The sequence below is a fragment of the Coprococcus aceti genome (assembly GCF_025567285.1).
In the GTDB taxonomy this organism is placed as follows: Bacteria; Bacillota; Clostridia; order Lachnospirales; family Lachnospiraceae; genus Coprococcus; species Coprococcus aceti.
The window spans coordinates 191,958-212,620 of the sequence record NZ_JAOQJT010000004.1 but is presented as its reverse complement, the minus strand read 5'-3'; the positions used below and the strand labels follow the sequence as shown (position 1 = coordinate 212,620).

Sequence of the window (20,663 nt, the reverse complement as noted above, 5' to 3'; positions counted from 1 at the left end):
ATTGCTTCGCACTTCTCCACCGCATTGCGCGTTAATACAGAATTGCTTCGCACTTCTCCACCGCATTGCGCGTTAATACAGAATTGCTTCGCACTTCGTGCTCCCGCAATTCTACGCGGCATTCACACTCCGGCTTATCGGCCTTCGTGTTCATGTCGCGTCATCCCGTCAAATGCGCTACATGCCGCGAGCAAGCTCTCGCATGTGCGCGCTTGACGGGATTTTAACGCGCAAAAAGCACCCCGCCTGCGATACCGCAGACAGGATGCCTCTAAGCTATTTTATATAGAATTTAGTAGGATTAGCAAACTCAATCTATGTTTTACTGCTCGAATAACAGCTGCTCGTATGTTGGGAATGGCCAAGCTGTCTTTGGAAGTTCCTTCTCAAGTTCATCAGCAGGCTTTCTCACTGTGTCAAATGCTGCAAATACTGTGTTGTGGAAATACTTAGCCCAGGCCTCTGTATCTCCCTCGTAATCTGATGCCTTTGCAACCAGCTCCTCAAGGGCTACTGTAGCGCTCTTGAGCTCTGTGAGCTTCTCTGAGATGGTGTTCAAAAGTGATACCTGAACTGTAGGATCAATTCCAAGAGCCTTGATCTCAGCTGCACCCTTTGCAAGCTCTGCCTGATATTCCATAACTGCAGGAATGATCTCCTCATTAGACATCTCTATCATAGTGAGTGCCTCGATGTTGATCTTCTTTGCATAGTTCTCAAGCATTACATCAGCTCTCGCCTCAAGCTCTGCCTTATCCATAACTCCAAGGTTCTCGAAGATCTTAACGCTCTTATCTGCTGCAAGATAAGGAACAGCATCAACCATGCACTTGATATTTGGAAGACCACGCTTTGCTGCCTCCTCAACCCACTCATCTGAATAACCATTGCCATTGAAGATGATTCTCTGATGTGCTGTGAGTTCTCTTCTGATGAGTGCCTTGCATGCTGTCTCGAAATCGTCTGCACCCTCAAGCTCATCTGTCATCTTCTTGATCTGATCTGCAACTATTGTGTTAAGTACCATCATTGGGAATGCGATGGACTGTGTTGAACCAACCATTCTGAACTCGAACTTGTTACCTGTGAATGCAAATGGTGATGTTCTGTTTCTATCTGTGGCATCCATTGTAAATGTAGGAAGTGTTGATGCACCTGATACATATGTCTTGCCCTTTGGTGACTCTGTAGCCTCACCCTTCTCGATGATCTGCTCAACGATCGACTGGAGCTGCTCTCCAAGAAATGCTGAGATGATTGCTGGAGGTGCCTCGTTAGCTCCAAGTCTGTGATCATTTCCTGCTGATGAAGCAGAAAGTCTCAGAAGCTCAGCATTGTTATCTACTGCTGCCAGAACTGCTGCCAGGAAGAACTGGAACTGGAGATTTGTCTCAGGATGCTTGCCTGGATCGATGAGGTTCTCGCCCTCGTCTGTTGAGATCGACCAGTTGTTGTGCTTACCTGAACCATTTACGCCGGCAAATGGCTTCTCATGGAGTACGCACTCAAGGTCATGCTTTGCAGCGATCTTCTTCATGGTTGCCATAACCAGATGGTTCTGATCTGTGGCGATGTTGGTTGTTGAGAAGATTGGTGCAAGCTCATGCTGTGCAGGTGCAACCTCATTGTGCTGTGTCTTTGCAAGGATGCCGTATTTCCACAGCTCCTCGTTCAACTCTGTCATGTATGATGCGATCTTATCCTTGATCGCTGCGAAATACTGATCATCAAGCTCCTGTCCCTTTGGAGGCATTGCTCCGAAAAGTGTACGTCCGCAGAGCTTAAGATCTGTTCTCTTTGCAAATTTCTTCTTATCTATCAGGAAGTACTCCTGCTCAGGACCAACTGATGAAGTAACCTTCTTGGCTGTTGTGTTGCCGAACATTGCAAGAGCCTTAAGGGCTTCCTTGCTGATGGCATCCATTGAACGGAGAAGAGGTGTCTTGTAGTCAAGTGACTCTCCTGTATATGATGTGAATGCTGCCGGAATACAGAGGATACATGTTCCCTCATCTGTTGTCTTTACAAATGCAGGTGATGTACAATCCCATGCTGTATATCCTCTTGCTGCGCATGTCTCACGAAGACCGCCTGAAGGGAATGATGAAGCATCCGGCTCTGACTTGATGAGCTCCTTGCCTGTGAACTGAAGGATAACGCCGCCATCACCGACTGTGCTTACGAATGAGTCGTGCTTCTCTGCTGTTGTCTCTGTAAGTGGCTGGAACCAATGTGTATAATGTGTTGCACCAAGCTCCATTGCCCATTCCTTCATGGCTGCTGCAACTGAATCTGCGATTGATGTATCGAGAGGCTCGCCCTTGTCAATAGTCGCCTTGAGTGACTTGTAAACTGCTTTTGGAAGTCTCTCTCTCATGACCTGATCTGAGAATACGTGTGAGCCAAATACGGCTGAAATTTTGTTCATCATAATTACTACTCCTTTTCTTGATTAAAAATGAATCCTTAACGTATCCTCAAAAAAAGAGAAAGGTGTCCTCCTTCTTGAGAACACCTTTGTCCATTTCGTATCATCTAATTGTTGAATATAAAATACTCCATATTCTTTCAAAAATCAACCCCTAATTTTAAAAAAATCTCATATATAAAAAATACTGTCGTCGTCCACGCAATAGCACGCCAGCTTTCCGCCCCTGTTTCTCTCTCCATTTCCGCAGTCGAGATCCGTATAGTATGATGTCACATAAGCGTTATATGAATGATCTTCATTGAGTCTGTTCGTCGTCACATGTCCGCAGAACACATACCTGTCAAATGCCTTCTTATCCGAAAACGGAACATTGTGGATATCCGGCGATATGAGAAACCTGTATTCATCTCTTCCCACGGCATTCGTAATAGACTCGGTAATGTTGATCGTCCTGTCAGCATTTCTGACATACGAGCCACAATGAATGCCCGGATGGGTGACAACACAAACTCCGTACTTTGGCGAATGTATCTCTGTGTAATGTGGCAGATGAGCCAGATACCCGTGCAGCTTCATCTGTTCATCCACATTGAGCCTCTTGATAGCTCTGACTGTTCCACCACCGCCGAATATGATCCACTGTCTCTCTGACATGCTTCCCTCTATGTACATCTGGGCAAACAGTTCATGATTACCCTTTATGAGCTGCATCGAACCATCCACAAGATAGTCCGACATAAACTCAAGAAGAGAAATTCCCTCATCGTTCCAGTCAAATATGTCTCCCATGACTATCATGTGGTCCACGGCTGGATCAAAGCTTATCTTTTTCAACATTTTTCTGAATGACATGACATCTCCGTGGATGTCGGATACGAGATATAGCATTTATTCTTCCTTTGATAATCGTTCTATCAGTCCAGCCTCTTAATAAGCTCCTCATATATCTCCTCCGCCACCGCCAGCTTATATGCAAGTCTTGTCGGCTGAGGCGGGAGCTCCACATAATACTCTTCCACATCGCCATCTATATCTATGGCAAAGTATACCTGTCCCGGAATCGAAGCGTCTGGATTTGCCGGATCCACATTTCCCATGGTTCCAGTCACGCCGATCCCTATATTCGCATTATACGCCTTTCTACACGCCTGCGCCATTGAACCTGCAGTTTCCTTTGAATAGACTGTATACTTGTCTATGATCTCTGCGGGAACCCCCTGCATGATCTTCGCCTCATTGCAGTAGGTGATAAATGCACCTTTCAGCACTGCAGAGGAACCTTCCGTGTCGGTGATAAGGGAAGCTATCTGCCCTGATGTGGCGGATTCCATGGTGGTGATGGTTAGGTGTCGGGAGATAAGAAGTTGTGTGAGATGCCGGTAATTCATTCTGATCTTATTCTCTATATTGCATTCACTCTCCATAAAGCTTCTATTCTCCTTCTTTTCCTTTTCACTTTTAGAATAGTAACTTTCCTCAAATACGTCAAGCGGGATGATATACTATTCCTAAAGCATACTTCTCTGTGTATTTCCTTTTCATAGTATTTCTGTTTTACTCTAAATTAACTAAAACCACCCACACCTCATTGATGTGGATGGTTTTGATCATTTAATTTCTACGCTTGCTTCGCCTAGCAGCTCATCTGACATGTAGTCATATAACTCTATTGTGACCATGCCTGCCCCCATGCCATTTCCACCACAGCTTATGCAAACAGACAACATATCACCGGATTGAACCCCATAAAACACATCCTCATATGGTTCACCTGTCCAATAAGTTCCAGTATACTTTATTCTTGTTCCCTCTGGTGGTGCAGAAATTACTTTCCAATAAAAATATATATTCTTAACACCTTTCTCGTATACTCTCTTATCCGTGGTCATATCCGTTTCTGAATCACTGACCGTTATTGCCGATATTTTTACGCCTAAGCTACTGCTTTGCTCTCCGATATCTCCATCTCCATTGTCTTCTGTGTAATCATATTCCATATCAGCTTCTGTATCTGATAAATCGTTTTCGCTGTCTTGTTCTGTATTGTAAAACTGATTGACATTACCCGCCTTTCTTATGGCCGGCTTACTATTATCATCCGTTGAGTTTTCCGCTTTCATTTCTGAAGTATTGTCTATAATATTTTCTGTAAATTCTTCAGTTGTAGTATCAGACGCAACAGCAGAGACTTCTTCTGTTATATTTCTTCTTTTTGTTTCCGATTTGTTCAGCTGTACGACAAGGACAATACAAATGACTACAACTGCCACTCCTATAATAGGCGCACATATCATTACAATCTTTCTAAGCATACTTGCATTATCTATATTTTCGTGCCCCATCAGGTCTCTTCTCAATACATCTACACTTTGATAACGCCTTTCTGCTTTGACCTCCATGGACGTCATAATTGCATCACTTAAATACTTTGGAATTTCAGGATTGATAACGTCAGGTGCCGGCAATTTATCATCTACCATTCTCTCAACAGATTCCTGCGGCATTACTCCTGTAAACATTCTATACATTGTAGCTCCCAATGCATATATATCTGTCCACGGTCCAAAGTCTCCTCGGCTCAGATACTGCTCAGGAGGTGCATATCCATGTTTCAACACGATCGATACAGTCTGTGTATATGTATCCATCGTCTGTTTTGCAGCTCCAAAATCAAGCAATTTTACGCTGGAATCATTACATATAAATATGTTTTCCGGGCTGATATCCCTATGTATGATCCCTGATCTATGAACAGCATCCAGCGCAGTAATTAAACTATCTATCATATACAATCCTGTAGTAATATCTATTCTCTCACCATTTGACCTAAGATACTCCCTGAGGGTACACCCTTCAAGATACTCCATAACCATGTATGCTGTATTGTTTTCCTCGAAAAAATCAAACACACTAACTATCCCCGGTATTTCATTAAACCGTGCAAGATCCTTTGCTTCCTTGAGGAATCTATGTATACCTCTATTAAACTCATCAGCATTTACAGATGTAAACACACTAACAGATGCATCACCAGGCATTCTATTCACAACACTTTTAGGAAAATACTCCTTTATGGCTACATAGGAACTCAACAAAGCATCCCAAGCCTTGTATGTTACTCCAAATCCGCCAGACCCTAAAACACTCTCTATAACATATCTCCCCCTAAGAGACACTCCTTGCTGTAAAAATGGGAGATCACTCACAATTCCTCTTCCTGACACCATAGCATTATTATCATAAGTACTCATACACATCCCCACTAATCAACCTGCAAATTACTATAATCAGCCTTTATACTATTTTTTATCTGCGATATCGCATCATCCACCGACGAAAGATTTCCATGATTGTAATTCCATGATGCATCCAAAATATAACTATAAAAAGCAACGTCATAATCGCACAAATTATTACTTTTTATTTCCAATCCATTTCTTTTCCATGTGCTGAGTGGATTTTCGCCGCCTAATATTTCTGTAGAACCATACCCATCTGATATTGCCCGATCTACCGCAGCTGTATTGTTGACAAAATCGGCATTATCACATTGCATCTGATACATCGCATCCGTATCGCAGCATAATGTATACAGTACAAGTGCAGCCAATTCTTTATTACTACATTGGGTCGTTACTGTAAGGTATGTCCCACCCCAATAATATGAATTTGGTCCCTGGCATACATTTCTCTTTCCATATGTTGCAGAGCCCTTGCTGTCATTTAAAGTTGAATAGACAAACCATGGGGATCCAAAATATCCAAACACATTTCCCGTCATTCCATCAAACCATGTACTATCCCATACATTGCTATCATTTGTATAGTTTCCATCATAAAGTTGTTTCGATATCTCTAGGTAACTTGTCAATGCTCCATCAAAATTTACCTTGTTTCCATCAACCCATTTAGCTGTTCTGCTGCCAAGTATTGCTCTCTGAGTATCATCTGAACCGGAAACGATCTTATAGCCTGCAGTACTCAGTTTTTTTGCAGTGGAAATAAATGTAGGCCAATCCTTCACATAAGACTGGACAGTCTCGGGATCCGATGTACCAAAGACTTTTTCCGCAATATCTGTTCTATACACAAAACATCCCGGCGTACTCTGCCATGTCATTGCTTTTAAAGTACCATTTGCCGAACCACATTCAATAGTATACGGAAAGGCATTTTTATACATATCCTCAGTCAGCCCAATTTCTGACAGTGGGATCGTGCCATCAGATTCTGTAAAATAATATGTGACATCAATATCACTGGCGATTATCGATGGCTGCTCCGTAGCGTTCTCCAATCCATTTAAATATTCTTCTGAATTACCTCCCACTCCAAGATTCACATATCTGATAAGGTCAGCATACTCTGGATATTTAGCCTTTACATATTGAAGTTTATTTTCCAGATCATCATCCCAAGAATAAACATATATTGGATCACTATCCTCGTCAGGCATAGCCAGACCTGCCGGTCCGATCTTGGCATCAGTAAGATTATCCCCGGTAATATCACTCACAGCCGTCTTGCCCTTTTCTTCGGTACTTGCTGCGGTTGTTTTTTCTTCATCATCTGCAGCCGCTTTCTGCTCTGTTGTAGTTATATCATTTCTGCTTGTCGCCTCATACTTTTTATGTTTTGAACTTTTACTCATCTGTACACCAAGGATCACACATATTGCAATGGCTGCCACACCTACTATCGGTGCACATATCGCAATTATCTTCCTGATAATCCTGCTATTGTCAGAAACGGCATTTGGCACTAAATCTTTTCTCAGATCCTCCACACTTCGATAACGATTCTCCACCTTGACCGCCATTGCTTTCATTATGACATTGCTCAGATACTGCGGAATCGCCGGGTTAACCACATTCGGAGCCGGCATATTATCATTTACCATCCTCTCCACAGACTCTGTGGGCATAAGTCCGGTAAACATTCTGTACATTGTGGCTCCAAGTGCGTATATATCTGTCCAAGGTCCAAATTCACCCTTACTGAAATATTGTTCTGGAGGTGCATATCCATGCTTAAGCACTATAGACACAGTTTGATTGTATATATCCATGGTCTGCTTAGCAGCCCCGAAATCCAATAATTTTACACTCGAATCTGTACATATAAATATATTGTCTGGACTTATATCTCTATGTATAATGCCTGCTTTATGTACATCAGCCAACACCGATAATAGACAATCTATTATGTAAAGTCCGGTATCTATATTTACTTTCTCACCATTTGCTTTCAGATAGTCTTTCAGCGTACACCCATCAAGGAATTCCATAACCATGTAGGCCGTGTTGTTCGCCTCAAAAAAATCGTATACACTCACTATTCCCGGTCTGTTATTGAACTTGGCAAGATCCTGAGCCTCTTTTAGGAATCTTTTCATTCCATGATCAAATTCAACCGTGTTCATGTCTGTAAACACACTCACTGACACATCCCCAGGAGTTCTGCTCACAAAACTCTTCGGAAAATATTCTTTTATTGCAACCGCACAATTAAGCACATTATCCCATGCTTTATATGTGATTCCAAAACCGCCTGAACCGATAACGGAATCTATTACATACCTTCCTCTCAAGGTAACTCCATATGTCAAAAATGGAAGTCCTGTATTCATTTGTCCACTCTCCCTATCAAAAAAACATTACGATATCACTTCTGCCACAAAGTTATTCTTATTAATATTTGAATAAAATACTTTAAGATCATCAAGTCGCAACAGCGCAAGTTTGGACTTTGGCTCACGCCAACAACAGCCACAATCAATATTGACTGTTATGCTGTCCTCCTCCTTCTGAACCACAACGCGCCCTATACCATTGTATCTGTAGTTTGTTGTAGGAGTATGTCCAAAAATGATCACTTTACCTGGTATTCCTGTTTCTCCATCAGGATATGCTCTCGACCATAGCATCTTCTCGTGATCACACTCTTCGACAGGTTCTGATATGAAAGCATGTACCAGATAAAAATGTGTATCGTTTACCGAAAGCTCAAAATAATATGGCAGCTGTTCAAAAAAAGTTCTCATTTTATTCAGATATTTCATATCTCGTCCATTTTCAACAAGCTGCTCTATTGTTCCATATTTGTCATACGACAAATGTTTTCCCTGTTCTCTAAAATTGTAATAGAACAAAAGCTGCTCCTTTATATCCCCATCAAGATCCGATGTAAGAACCCAACTTATATCTAACGTATCCATTTTATATTTCTTTTCAATTTTTTCAGCAAGTTGGCAGCTTTCTTTATACTTTACAAAATCGCAAAACATCTCCTCATGGTTACCCATACACATATGGACACTTTTCCCGTATCTCTTATATATCCATTCAAACATCTCCTCAGAGCCCGGTCCACGGTCGATAATATCCCCGAGAACATATAATGTATCTTCTTTCTCATTGAATTCAACTCTATTGAGCAGCTGCATAAATTCACGATAGCAGCCATGAACATCTGCAATAACGTAATAACTCAAGTCAGTATCTCCTCATCTCTTATTCTGCCAAATCATTTATATCTATTATCTCACCATTTCTTATCTCAAAAACATTCCATATTACACCAGCCCCCACCGGAACTTCATAAATTCTAGGCTGATCATCTCCTGCTATATATACCTTAACAGTTGCACCTGAATTACCAAGAGCACTGCTGGAAAATCCCATACCCTGATTTATATAATCAACAACACTGTAAGTAAATGTACCTCTTGAAATATCAGATATTGTTATTGTCTCTGGGCCAAAACCATTTCTATCATCAACGTCCAGATTCACAATATCTCCGAATGACATATTTCTAAACGATACATGGAATGAATCACCACCTACATTTCCAGTCAAGTGTGCGTCAAGATCCTCCGGTGTTGCGCCCCACTCAAGAACAATTCTAGCTTCTCCTGACGCAAGAATCGAACTCATTGTAAGATTCTGATCAGACGTTGTATTTCCCTTTGTAACCTCAACCTCAAAATACTCCGTCTGATAATTCTCAAGTTCTGCACATACTGTATATGTATTCTCTTCCAACTCTGCTGTATAGCTGCCATCAACATCCGTATATTCCGTAAGGACAATATCTCCACTCTTATTTTGTCTGCCCTCTCTAAATGAAAGCGCTACTCCACCGAGTCCCTGTCCATTTACAGCATCTACGATTATTCCTGTCACATATCCTTTGGCAGATACCTCGTCCTTATTCTTTCCAGCCCCTGGAACTACCACCTTTATCCAGGTCGTCTGTCCATTTACATCACCAGATTCCGTACATCCAAGATATACTGCGCATCCCTTATAATGAAACAGTTCATAATTTCTTGACTGATCCGATTTTACCTTTGGATTTTCTCCAAATAATGTACACAGATTATCATATGTAATGCTATCTCCAGCCCCACGTATTATACTGTCCAGCTTGTCCACCATAATATATGATGGGCGGATATTTCCCGCAGGTTCGCCCGCTGCAGAATCAATAACCTGTTCATCCTCATTTACATACCAAAGATGTGCATCGAGATTCTTATAGCTGATACTTATTACCTCACTGCCATTCTCAAATTTTACTTCTGCACTGCCATATGTTGAATTGTAATCTGTATACCCTTTATCTAATATATCTCCAAAAAAGGCATCATTAAGTGTCAGATCATCCAGAGTAGCTGCATCCATATCTTCTTTATCCACTGTTTTATATCCTGTCGTCTTATCTCCTATAACATATGTAGAATCAAATATCGATGCATATTTAACCAGGTTATCTATCATCCTCTTTATTGTCTTACTTCCCGTTGTCTGATAACCAAGTGTGAGTATTCTGTCAACACTGTCCATATCCCCAGTTGCCTGATAAGCCTCTGCCAGCTTGATATAAGTTTTCTCATTCTTTTTATCAATCTTCAACGCTTCATTATAGGCTGTGATCGCTGAATCATAATCAAGCTCTGCGAGATATCTGTCACCTTTTTTCATTTTCTCTTCATATTTATTACTGGTTAGATTCCTGTTTACTAAAATTATTCCAATTATTGTACATAACAAGGCTACAAAAACACCTGTTGCTATTATTATCAACTTTGTGTGGTTCTTTTTTCTTATGGGTTGCACTTGTAACGGCATTCCACAATACACACACTGAGTTTCATTATCATCATTATAGTTGTTACAATTGTTACAAATTTTCAATCCATATCCACCTCTCTTATTTTTTAGAAAAACGACGGTGAGGCATAGTACGCCCTCAGTCATCCTATGCCTCTTTTCTATTATTCTGTTTTAGTTCTCGTCTTTTCTGAGTTCAGCAAGCACCTGATCATATTTTGTTTTCATTATCATCTGCTCTTCATCCTGATAACCGACTGCATACACATTCTCTATCTGATCACCATTGAACAAATAACATTCATTTGCCCCCTGATATCCTTCCGGGAATGGACATGCCGCATAATCCCAAATACGAGGTTTTTCCTCTCCAGGAACAGTCTGAAACTGGCATATACCAATTATCATTACCTTTTTTGTACTATCCTTCAGCATAACTACTGAACCAATTGGTAATACTCCTTCTAACATATCTATGTCCTCCTTGTGTTTATTTATTCTAATAATATATCAAATCTTTATCGGCAATACCATCAAAACCACCTGTTAAAAATCCGACCGACACTCTTGGACGCTCCACCCTTTATTGTCTTTGAAAATCCTGACGAAGCCCCCTTGACAAAACCAAGAGCCTTAGAATAATCAACTTCAAATTTCAAAGAAAATCCTATACCAAGCGATGCTCCTATATCAGCAGATATTTTTCCGTCTCCAATATCAACCTTTGCGTGAGCTCCTGCTCCTATATTGATCGATGCTTTTCCCTTTGCCTCAACGCCCAGCACTGTGGCATGGCCCTCTGCCGATGCATCAAGAAGTATTGCCTCTGCAGAAGCATTTACATGTGCACTAGGACTAAAATTACCATCTTTATCAAAAAGACCTGTACTGGCTCCTATTTCTGCTGCTACTCTTCCAACAGTTATATCGCCACTGACTCCTGCTCCAAGCATATCATTTCCAATAGATGCTGCTCCTGCTGCCGTAAATAACGTGGCTGATGCTCCTGCTGCGGCTGTGAATCTTGGATCTAACACAAGATTTCCATTTTTATCTGTTTTAAATAATCCGCCTGAGTATGAGGCATGCGCCTCTGCATCTCCTAATTTATACGCTCCATTAACCTTTACAGAGCCGTTTTCATATTTGTATTCACCTTTTTTATATGTAGCTTCCGCATTCCAATTTCCCTTGATAGAAGTCTTGTCTACAATTTTATCTGTTGCATTTTTGTAGGCTTTCTTGACTTTATCTATCAGATCTTTTACGCCTTTTATATTCTTACTTGTTATTCCTATAATTCCGGCAGCCTTTGTCAACAGATCCTTTATTGCTTCATCGTAGTTCATCATATCCATATAGGCTTTTAATTCGGCAGCCTGTACTTCACGAATAACTTTCTGATTATAGCCATTAAGATACCCAACATTCATGGCTTCTCTTGCCATTTTCCCCGTAAGAGTACCAAGCCGGTTTCTTATTGCCTGAGATGTCGGACTATTGTCATTCAACAACCACTGGGATCCCTTAAGCTGTGCTGTTGTTATACCAACATTGATAAACATACGAGCCAGTTCACTTCCCGCGCCTTCCATCTGTGCTCTATCCAGTTCAAAATTGCTCATCTTTCTCCTCCTCTCCTAAATATTTCAAATGACGGTACATACGGCCTTACACCAGATGCTAGAGGTATTGAATATCTAGATATAAGATCTGAATTCAGAGGGCTTATCAATTGCGCATTTATTTTTTTATAAAATGCTTCATTCGATTTCAATATCCATCTCTCGTGAAATATATTTGGATTTATATAATTATCTTCACTAACTAACTGTTGGTCGTCCATTATTCTTATGAACCATGGAACGCACCCATCGTCCATCTTGCCAATGAGGGACCCACTGTTCGGGCTTTTTTTCAATCCATCAACCAGTTTTATGTTGTATGTCTCTGTATCACCATACACCCTTATAACCTGACTCCCCTGAGACTGTAAAACATCTAGGCCATCATGTATTTTCCTCATTTTCTGACAAAGTCTTCTCGTGACCTCGTCAAACTTATCTGTTTCGGCACTCAACATCCTGCATGCCCTAACCATGGATGTCTCTGTCTGATCCACCAGATCCCGAAGTTTTTCTATTTTATTCATTTCTTCTTCAAATTTCTGATCGTCAAACTTTATCGTGTCCATAGATTCACCGCCTCGAAAATATTAAGTGCTCCAGAGGAGATCTGCCCGATATCTAAATGTCAGGCAGATCCATTCTTCCACTGATAATTGTATGTATCTTAGAATATGTCCTGTGTATTCAGGGCATTTACCTGCTGAGTCTGAGCATTCTCCATCTCCTCGTACTTTGATGCAGCATCATTAAGATTATTGATGTGCTGCTGAAGCGCATTCAGAGAATCCTGGATCTCCTTTGTCACATTTGTGTACTTCTCAACATAACTCTTACCAGACTCACTGTCCCAAGCCTGATTAAGCTCATTCACCTTACTCTTCATCTCTGTCATCAGAGACTCCATAAGCTGCTTCTGTGTATTTATCTCTCCTGCCTTTGCTCTCACCTGCGCTGGATCTACCTTTAAAATTAAATCTGCCATAATTATTCACCCTTTACCTTTCTTCAAATGTTATTTTTTATTATCTCTTTGAAACGATTCCCTTAACTTCTTCCTCGCCCTGTATATACTTGTTCGCTGCTGTCTTGATTGCTGTTGAATACTCCTGCATAAGCTTTGCAAGATTATTGAACTTTGGAGCATCCTCTGCAAACATATTGTTGAATGCATCATTTGCCGTACCATCCCACATTGCATCCATCTCATCCTTGAGCTTGTAGATCTTCTGAACCGCATCTGTCCAATCATTGATCTTGTTCTCGATATCATTTGCTATCGTGTTCATTGTCTGTGGTGTTACTGTCATCTTTCCCATAATTATCTCTCCTTTATGATATATATTTTTTATCCTTTAAGCATATTGGCATTTTCCTGCTCAATGCGCTTAATTTCTGCTACATAGTCGCGAATAATCTTCGCAATATCCTTTGCTTCTCTTGACAACTTTGACATATTTGTCTTCACTGTCTGAATCTCCTCAACATATGTTGCTGTAGAAGAACTCTTCCATGCGCTTTCAACATTCCCGCTGATCTTTTCCATATTCCCTGAATAATCATTCAGGTCATCTCCTGCGTCCTCTATATAAGATGCGATTTTCAGCAGATGTTCTGTATTTACATTTATCTGTGCCATATCTGATCACCCCTTAAAAAATATCCGCAGTCGAAAGATCTTCAACCACTGTCTCAACGCTCTTTTCAACCTTTTCATAGGTTGCTACAGCCTGTGTAAGTTTCTCACAGCTCTGTGATACTTCATCTTTAAGCTTTGATAAATCCTTGTTCAAACTCTTCTGATTTCTGGAAAACACTTCATAAGCACTTCCGTCCCAAAATCTTCCGGCATCACCTGCCAGAGTATGCAGAGTATTTTGAACATCTTCTATTGATCTTTGCAATTTCGTAAGGGTCGTTATCTTACTCTTTAAGGTGCCCAGATCAACATACAACGTCTTTTCATCCATCACCTTTCCCCCTTTACAAAACTCTGATATTCTGAACCAGATTATTTGCACCATTTCTCAGTGATTCCTCACACGGTCTATAATCCTTGCTGACAACCTTATTTATCTTGGTTATCTCTTCGTCCAGACTTTTTATGATCTGATCCATCAGTTTCACATCGATTCCTATTGATTCCTCGTATGTACTTCCAGCAATACTTTGCCAGGCTGCTGAAATATCTTCCTTAAGAGTTGACACCTCAGTCTTATACTGAATCAAATTTTCTTTCTGCTTTGATAAGTTTGAAACACAATGCTGTATCTCTTCAACGTCCCACTTGTATTTACTCTTCATCCCGGCTCCTTTCGTTACTGTTTGTGTCGTCTATGTTTTATATCTTATCCATTTATTCCAAAATTTGTTTATTCTCTGACGAAACGCATTTTTTCTGGAATGAAATGCATTTTATACCATCATTATCCTCTGACCACTGACAATTCCGCACTGCTCCACCGTATAATCCCTGTTTAATACATCCTGTCTCTCATACAAATAAAGCATGATATTATCAGTATTTTGAAACAGCTCATTGTTATTTTCAAAGTCTTCTATCTGCTCTATAAGCTGATTTATTACTTCTCTTATCTTCATGGATTTTGGAAACCACATATCATACTTCTTAATAGTTGCTGCGCAATACAGTTCAACTAATACCTTATTCATCCCTCATCATCCTTTCAGAATAATCTGCCCACTTCAGGCTCTCTTCTCCCTCCGATGACAACACAGTGACATCAGTATTGGGATCTATCTTGCCATGATCGTCCATAACAAGATCCACAAATGTCTCATATGGATACAAATGCCATACACTCGGAATTTTGAAATCCTGTCTCATATAGACAATCATGTTTCTATTATTTACCATCACCTTTGCCGACTCATCATCCACAATAATGGCATAACTTTCTGCCTCAGAGATCGACATGATAATAAATGCTATTACCCTGTCTAACGAATAGCCTCCAGAAGTCTTTATACAAACTTTGTGTCTGCATAGATTATCAATCGCTGAATATTCGGCTTTGTCCGTCAATCCCTCCACATCTATATCTCCAAGCCTGTACTTTGTCACTCCAATATGTCTGAGCATCGTCGCAAGCTCATTTGATGTGAATCTATATCCTATCGCCAAAAACTCACCCCTTTTTATACCTTTCCATTCTTTCAGCAAACTCCGCCTTGACGTTTCTTGACAAACTTGCACTCAGATTATCCTCAAGGGATATAAGCATCTCCTTATAATCAACCTCTCTTACCATTGTCATATTAACGATATAGCTCTTCTGGCATCTGAAAAAAGGCTCTGGAAGACGCTCTATTATATTTGTTATAGAATCGTAAAACTCGTATTCCTGTACGGCCGTATATAAAACAATTTTTTTGCTCACCGCCTCAAACATAATGATCTGACTGCAATCAACATAGTATTCCCTTGATCTGATCTTGAACTGGAATATTCCCTGATTCTTATCATCATCATTCAGATCAGCAGCTATTGAATCTATGACACCATGCACATCCTCTGCTTTAACAGGTTTAAGAAGGCATCCTACTGGCCGCACAACAGGTGTTGTGTATTTGACGATCTCCATAAGGTTTTGTGCAATCAAAACAACATAATTAGAAGGATTCTGTTCTCTTATATCATCTATAAGTTCATCAACAGGAGTTCCGCATGCCAACATACACGCTATCTTCATACTCTGTTTTGATATATAATCATCCGCCTCTGAGACATTATCGAAACCATATACTTCGGCATCATAATTTTTTTGAAAGCAATAGTTGAAACACGCATCATGGACATTTTCCATTTCGTCTGCTTCGGTATCACAAACTAAAAAATCAATCATATCTATTACCTCTCATGTACAGGAATATAAACCTTGTATGGTGCCCCATTCTTCATCATATGTCCTACATTATCAGGAAGTATCTGGGCTTTCTCATTAAGTGTCATAGCAAAATCAAACAATCTCTGATCATTCAATCTGCCGCCTATATGCACACCGGTTCTATACTGTGTATATGTCTTACATGCCTGTGTATAGAAACTTCCTGCTGAGAAATCAATTGCAAATCCAGCTACAAACATAACTCCAAGCTGACGTCCCTCTTTGAAGAAAAGCTCAACAATATTATTCATTGCCTCCTTGTAACTCGTGTCGTATACCTTCTGGATAAAATCATCAAAATCATCTATCAGGAGTACAAGTGGTGTAAATTCTTTCATGATCACCGCATACGGATCTGCAACACCATTTGCTACAAGTTCCTTCTTTCGTGAGCTTCTTGCTTTAAATTCCTTCTTCAACATGATGAGGAAGTCATATATTCTGTCCTGAGAATCATATACTTCTCCGTCTAACATTGACCTTATTCCCGCAAAATCACTGTTAAGATTGACCATATGCACCTGCGCCTGAATCAGTCCGGCTGCATATATGAAATTCTTGAACACATTTATGATAGCAGAAGTTGTAGTGGCACTCAGACTGAAGCAGTAGGTCATCCTGAAATCCAAAGCTATCGGCACAATATTTTCCATCTCATATGCAAATGGAAGCTGTTTATTCTCAACAAATTCTCCGAAATCCTCCAGTGTCTCAGCAAATGACTTATTCTCAGGAAGAACTGGTATTCTTCTTGCATGATATCCGCTGTAATTCTGGCAATACTCCTCAAAGAATTTCTTAAGATTCTGCATACGCTCAATTTCTGTGTCTCCATACGCTGGAAGCGCAGTCTGAAACTCCAGAATATCATCCACAACCACCAGTCCACGTCCTGTGATACCACTCGGAAGAATAGCCGGACTCTTGCCAAGAACATCCAGATAATCTCCCTTTTCCATAAGCTGAAGAGGAATAACATTTGTAAAATTCTTTCTTGTCTTGTACCTGACATCAGTAGTTGTATTCGCAGTGATGATAACCTGAATACCATATTTGCTTCCGTCACGGGTGAGCTTCGCAAAGCTGTCCTCAAGATTCTCATAAGATTCAATAAATTCAAAATAGTTATCCACTATAAAGAATACTGTAGGCATAGGTTCATCACTCAGCTTCTGATACTCCACAAAGCTTCCTATTCCCTTCCGCTGGAATTTATCGCGTCTGTCATTGATCATCTCCTGCAGGAACTGGAATACTCTTGGCACACCCTCTGTATCATCCGAATAAAATACCTCTCCCACATGTGGCATGTTCATATACTGTTTCATCGTCCGTCCAGAGAAATCAAGTATATAGAACTGCACATATTCTGGTGAGTAAAACCTCATCATCGACGTGATCATGGTTGTCAGCATATTACTCTTTCCAGAACCACTATTACCAAGGATCATAAGATTACTCATCTGATTAAAGTCTATTACATATGGCAGGGTATCCTGCTTCTCAGGATTATCAATCTCTCCAATCCAGGCAAGTGTTCCAGTTGCGGAATCAATATTATATTTCTTTATAAGGTCTTCCACATATATATGACCGGAAAGAGGTGGCAGCCATAAAGCCCTGGCATTATGTATTCCATTCTTAGCAGCAACGTCTGCTATGTAATTAACACATGCATCAAGCTGTGATATAACATTTTTCTTTGTATCTCTCTTCTTGCGTTTCTCAACACAGTTATTACCATCTATACCTATCATCGACACTGTGTCTTTTATTACTCCTACAGAGTCATGAGGCTCATAGTCTGCTCCCGAATATCCTGACTGGAACAGATCGAAACTCTCGTCATTTCCTATCTGCAGATATGCACGTCCTGTCTGTGTTAGATAAGCAGCTTCAGGACGCTTAAGCATTCCCATACTATCCTGTTTATCCTGAACCTTCAGACAAAGCTTGAACCTTGAATTGGACCATATTTCATCATCAACAACACCTGCCGGCTTCTGTGTTGCAAGAATAAGATGGATTCCAAGGCTTCGACCTACTCGAGCGGCGGATACAAGTTCTCTGATAAATTCCGGCTGCTCCTTTTTAAGCTCTGCAAACTCATCAGATATAATGATCAAATGTGGAAGAGGTTCAGTTGCCTGCCCATCACGATATAATCTTATATAGGCATCAATATGATTTATCTTGTACTGATTGAATATCTTCTGACGTCTCTTTATCTCACTTCGTATTGAAATAAGGGCACGCCTTGTGAGGCTCTCATCTACAGTATCGCTATCATCATCCCCTGCCCCAAGGTTCGTTATGGTTCCAGCAAGATGTGGCAGTTTCTGGAATACATTTGCCATTCCACCACCCTTGTAATCGATCAATATGAATGCAACCTCATCAGGATGATAATTAAGTGCCAGTGAAAGTATAAATGTCTGTATAGTCTCGCTCTTACCTGAACCTGTAGTACCTGCAACAAGGCCATGTGGTCCATGCTTTTTCTCGTGAATATCAAGATACATGGGCTTATTTCCTGCGGTGATACCCACAAACGAGCTTATTCCCTCATATGCACGATGTTCCTTGTAGCACTTTAATAAATCCCACTGTTCAACTCTTCCTATTCCAAGCATCTCAAGGTAATCAACGCTGTCCGGGATTCCGCCTTCTGAGATCTCGTTTATGTTGTAGGCTGCTATCATTCGCGCAAATGACTCAGATTCGCTGCTGGATATCGTGTCAAATGCCACAGTCTTTGTATAATCATAGCTTTCATTAAGCTTATATATCCCCTGATAGCTGTCACTATTTTCTATTACATACTTACATTCATTCGGCAGCTTACTGATGGTTCCATATAAAAGAACAAATGTAAAACCATAGTCATCCCTTGATGTCATATACTTATATATCTGCTCATTGTCAAAATATTCTTTCTCAGAACAGAACACGACATAATGGTCGGAAAAAACAACCTCTTCCTCTTCGCTGTTAAGCATCTCCTCTCGCGAACGAAGTTCTTCCATAAGGTATCCGATAACGTTCTTCACAGAACTCTCATTATTTCCTACATATCTTTTCTTTTTATCTTTGCTGAATACATGAGGTAACCACTTTGTCCACTCAAGGTCGAATTCATCACCATAGAGAACTGCAATCTTCACATCTGTATAACTATGTAACGCTGCAAGTTGAACTATAATATTATTTGTAACATCCTGAACTCCGTTGTGTGTTCCTGTCACTCCAACAATCTTGTTATCCTTAAGGCTCAACAGTTTCACAGCATCTTTTATATATTCAAATGCCTGGAACAGCTTTGCCGGTTCTTCCACAAGTTCATCCTTATCGATTGAAAACTTTTCCTTTGGAACAACTATCTGATTTGGTGATTTTATCAGTCCTGTTCCCAGTCTGACTTCCATAAAATCCTCATGGTTTACATTTCTATTCCAAAGCAGTCCCACATCTGTTGTAAATCTGCTTAGAAGCACTCTGGAACTAAGATATTTTTTACTGAGAATATTTCTGTTGTAGTCCTGCTTTAAAATAAGAAGGTCTTCATTTTTCTTTATATACTCTCTATATGCAACCTGTCTCTGTTCCTCCTCTTCACGCAGAACTCTCTGATCATACTTATTCCTCAACATAGCCCACATGATTCCAATTCCGGCAAACATGATGACCGATATCATCATTCCCAAATACATAAGTGGACTTCCACTTGAATTAGTCCGGCTGTTCACATATACATTAAAGAGCACAGTCACAAGAATTGGCAGCGGCATTGTAATAGACGGTCCAAGGATAAAAAGCAATGGTGTTTTTCTTTCTCTATGCCGTCCCGGAGGCCCCTCTATCTCTATCTTCTCTTCATCAAATGGTTCAATGAATCTAGGCATTCTTGAAAACGCTGACATATCCCCATATATATTCATATCTTTAACTTGATCTACATCTATCCTTGGAAGCGCACATGTCACATCACACATCTGATTTACCGCGATCATACTTCCCAGGAACACTATCTTATATCCCAATATATATATCTGATCAAATGGCTGAAGCTTACAGCTATCATGCACCTTTTTATAGTTTACATAAGTTCCATTTTTCCCTTTGTCAAACAAATACCAACATCCATTCTGGTGTGACAAAATTGCATGACAGTTACTGACAAATTTATTATTGATATTTACAAAACTGTCCCTTGCTGATCCGATAGTAACTGTGTCATATCCCTGCAGTGAAAACTTATCAAAGCTAGCCATTTCTTTACGAAATGCCTGTATCATCACAGAAAAATGCTGACCTGTGCTATAGACTTTACCTGTATAGACTTCCCCATTACTCAGTTCTCTGCTCTCAAACATGTAATGCTGATAGCTCAGTCTCACCCTATCGCTGGATCTGAAACTCCACACATGGTCCCAAACTTCATATGAAATAAACAGATCCTTTATTCCTGTAACTCCTGACAGATCCAGTTCACCTGTACGATTGTTAAGTCCTGGCAGAATGTATTCAACTACTGAATCTCCATAATTTATATAAATAATAAATTTATCCATCTATTGTTCCC

Annotated in this window: 19 protein-coding genes; all 19 read right to left on the bottom strand. The window is 40.3% G+C overall.

Annotation, left to right across the window (positions count from 1 at the left end; all coding sequences use genetic code 11):
• Nucleotides 1–322 precede the first annotated feature (322 nt).
• The 19 genes from OCV54_RS07870 to essC all read right to left on the bottom strand — a co-directional run bounded on the left by OCV54_RS07870 (nt 323) and on the right by essC (nt 20,652).
• Nucleotides 323–2,431, bottom strand: a complete 2,109-nt coding sequence (locus tag OCV54_RS07870) for a glutamine synthetase III family protein (RefSeq protein WP_015535089.1) — start codon at nt 2,429–2,431, stop codon at nt 323–325.
• A gap of 168 nt (nt 2,432–2,599) precedes the next feature.
• Nucleotides 2,600–3,283: a metallophosphoesterase gene (locus tag OCV54_RS07865; protein ID WP_262563274.1), complete on the bottom strand. Its 684-nt coding sequence runs from the start codon at nt 3,281–3,283 to the stop codon at nt 2,600–2,602.
• Between the two features lie 62 nt (nt 3,284–3,345).
• Nucleotides 3,346–3,855 (bottom strand): CinA family protein, encoded by a 510-nt coding sequence (locus OCV54_RS07860; RefSeq protein WP_055223387.1) that lies wholly within the window; start codon nt 3,853–3,855, stop codon nt 3,346–3,348.
• 183 nt (nt 3,856–4,038) lie between these two features.
• A complete protein-coding gene (locus OCV54_RS07855) occupies nt 4,039–5,682 on the bottom strand; it encodes a serine/threonine protein kinase (protein ID WP_055223385.1) in 1,644 nt (547 codons plus the stop codon).
• Nucleotides 5,683–5,693: 11 nt separating this feature from the next.
• Entirely contained in the window at nt 5,694–8,060 is a 2,367-nt protein-coding gene (locus tag OCV54_RS07850; RefSeq protein ID WP_055223383.1) for a serine/threonine-protein kinase, read from the bottom strand.
• A gap of 27 nt (nt 8,061–8,087) precedes the next feature.
• Complete coding sequence (locus OCV54_RS07845; RefSeq protein WP_055223381.1) at nt 8,088–8,924, bottom strand: metallophosphoesterase; 837 nt, start codon at nt 8,922–8,924, stop codon at nt 8,088–8,090.
• A 19-nt stretch (nt 8,925–8,943) separates the two neighbouring features.
• On the bottom strand, nt 8,944–10,419 hold the full coding sequence (locus OCV54_RS07840; RefSeq protein ID WP_055223379.1) for a tetratricopeptide repeat protein: 1,476 nt from the start codon (nt 10,417–10,419) through the stop codon (nt 8,944–8,946).
• A gap of 303 nt (nt 10,420–10,722) precedes the next feature.
• Nucleotides 10,723–11,019 (bottom strand): DUF4176 domain-containing protein, encoded by a 297-nt coding sequence (locus tag OCV54_RS07835; RefSeq protein WP_055223378.1) that lies wholly within the window; start codon nt 11,017–11,019, stop codon nt 10,723–10,725.
• Between the two features lie 62 nt (nt 11,020–11,081).
• Entirely contained in the window at nt 11,082–12,113 is a 1,032-nt protein-coding gene (locus OCV54_RS07830; protein ID WP_156327912.1) for a hypothetical protein, read from the bottom strand.
• A gap of 56 nt (nt 12,114–12,169) precedes the next feature.
• Entirely contained in the window at nt 12,170–12,742 is a 573-nt protein-coding gene (locus OCV54_RS07825) for a hypothetical protein (RefSeq protein WP_055223374.1), read from the bottom strand.
• A gap of 98 nt (nt 12,743–12,840) precedes the next feature.
• Nucleotides 12,841–13,158: a WXG100 family type VII secretion target gene (locus OCV54_RS07820; protein ID WP_055223372.1), complete on the bottom strand. Its 318-nt coding sequence runs from the start codon at nt 13,156–13,158 to the stop codon at nt 12,841–12,843.
• A gap of 40 nt (nt 13,159–13,198) precedes the next feature.
• The gene (locus OCV54_RS07815; protein WP_055223370.1) at nt 13,199–13,492 is read right to left on the bottom strand and encodes a WXG100 family type VII secretion target; all 294 of its coding nucleotides are present in this window, start codon (nt 13,490–13,492) and stop codon (nt 13,199–13,201) included.
• A gap of 29 nt (nt 13,493–13,521) precedes the next feature.
• Entirely contained in the window at nt 13,522–13,812 is a 291-nt protein-coding gene (locus OCV54_RS07810) for a WXG100 family type VII secretion target (RefSeq protein ID WP_055223368.1), read from the bottom strand.
• 13 nt (nt 13,813–13,825) lie between these two features.
• Nucleotides 13,826–14,143 (bottom strand): WXG100 family type VII secretion target, encoded by a 318-nt coding sequence (locus OCV54_RS07805; RefSeq protein WP_055223365.1) that lies wholly within the window; start codon nt 14,141–14,143, stop codon nt 13,826–13,828.
• Nucleotides 14,144–14,156: 13 nt separating this feature from the next.
• On the bottom strand, nt 14,157–14,477 hold the full coding sequence (locus OCV54_RS07800; protein ID WP_055223364.1) for a hypothetical protein: 321 nt from the start codon (nt 14,475–14,477) through the stop codon (nt 14,157–14,159).
• Nucleotides 14,478–14,588: 111 nt separating this feature from the next.
• The gene (locus OCV54_RS07795; protein WP_055223362.1) at nt 14,589–14,846 is read right to left on the bottom strand and encodes a hypothetical protein; all 258 of its coding nucleotides are present in this window, start codon (nt 14,844–14,846) and stop codon (nt 14,589–14,591) included.
• On the bottom strand, nt 14,839–15,318 hold the full coding sequence (locus OCV54_RS07790) for a hypothetical protein (RefSeq protein WP_055223361.1): 480 nt from the start codon (nt 15,316–15,318) through the stop codon (nt 14,839–14,841). Before OCV54_RS07790 ends, OCV54_RS07795 begins: the two co-directional genes overlap by 8 nt.
• A gap of 4 nt (nt 15,319–15,322) precedes the next feature.
• On the bottom strand, nt 15,323–16,039 hold the full coding sequence (locus OCV54_RS07785; RefSeq protein WP_055223359.1) for a LytTR family DNA-binding domain-containing protein: 717 nt from the start codon (nt 16,037–16,039) through the stop codon (nt 15,323–15,325).
• Between the two features lie 5 nt (nt 16,040–16,044).
• Nucleotides 16,045–20,652 (bottom strand): type VII secretion protein EssC, encoded by a 4,608-nt coding sequence (gene essC, locus OCV54_RS07780; protein WP_055223357.1) that lies wholly within the window; start codon nt 20,650–20,652, stop codon nt 16,045–16,047.
• Nucleotides 20,653–20,663: the final 11 nt, after the last annotated feature.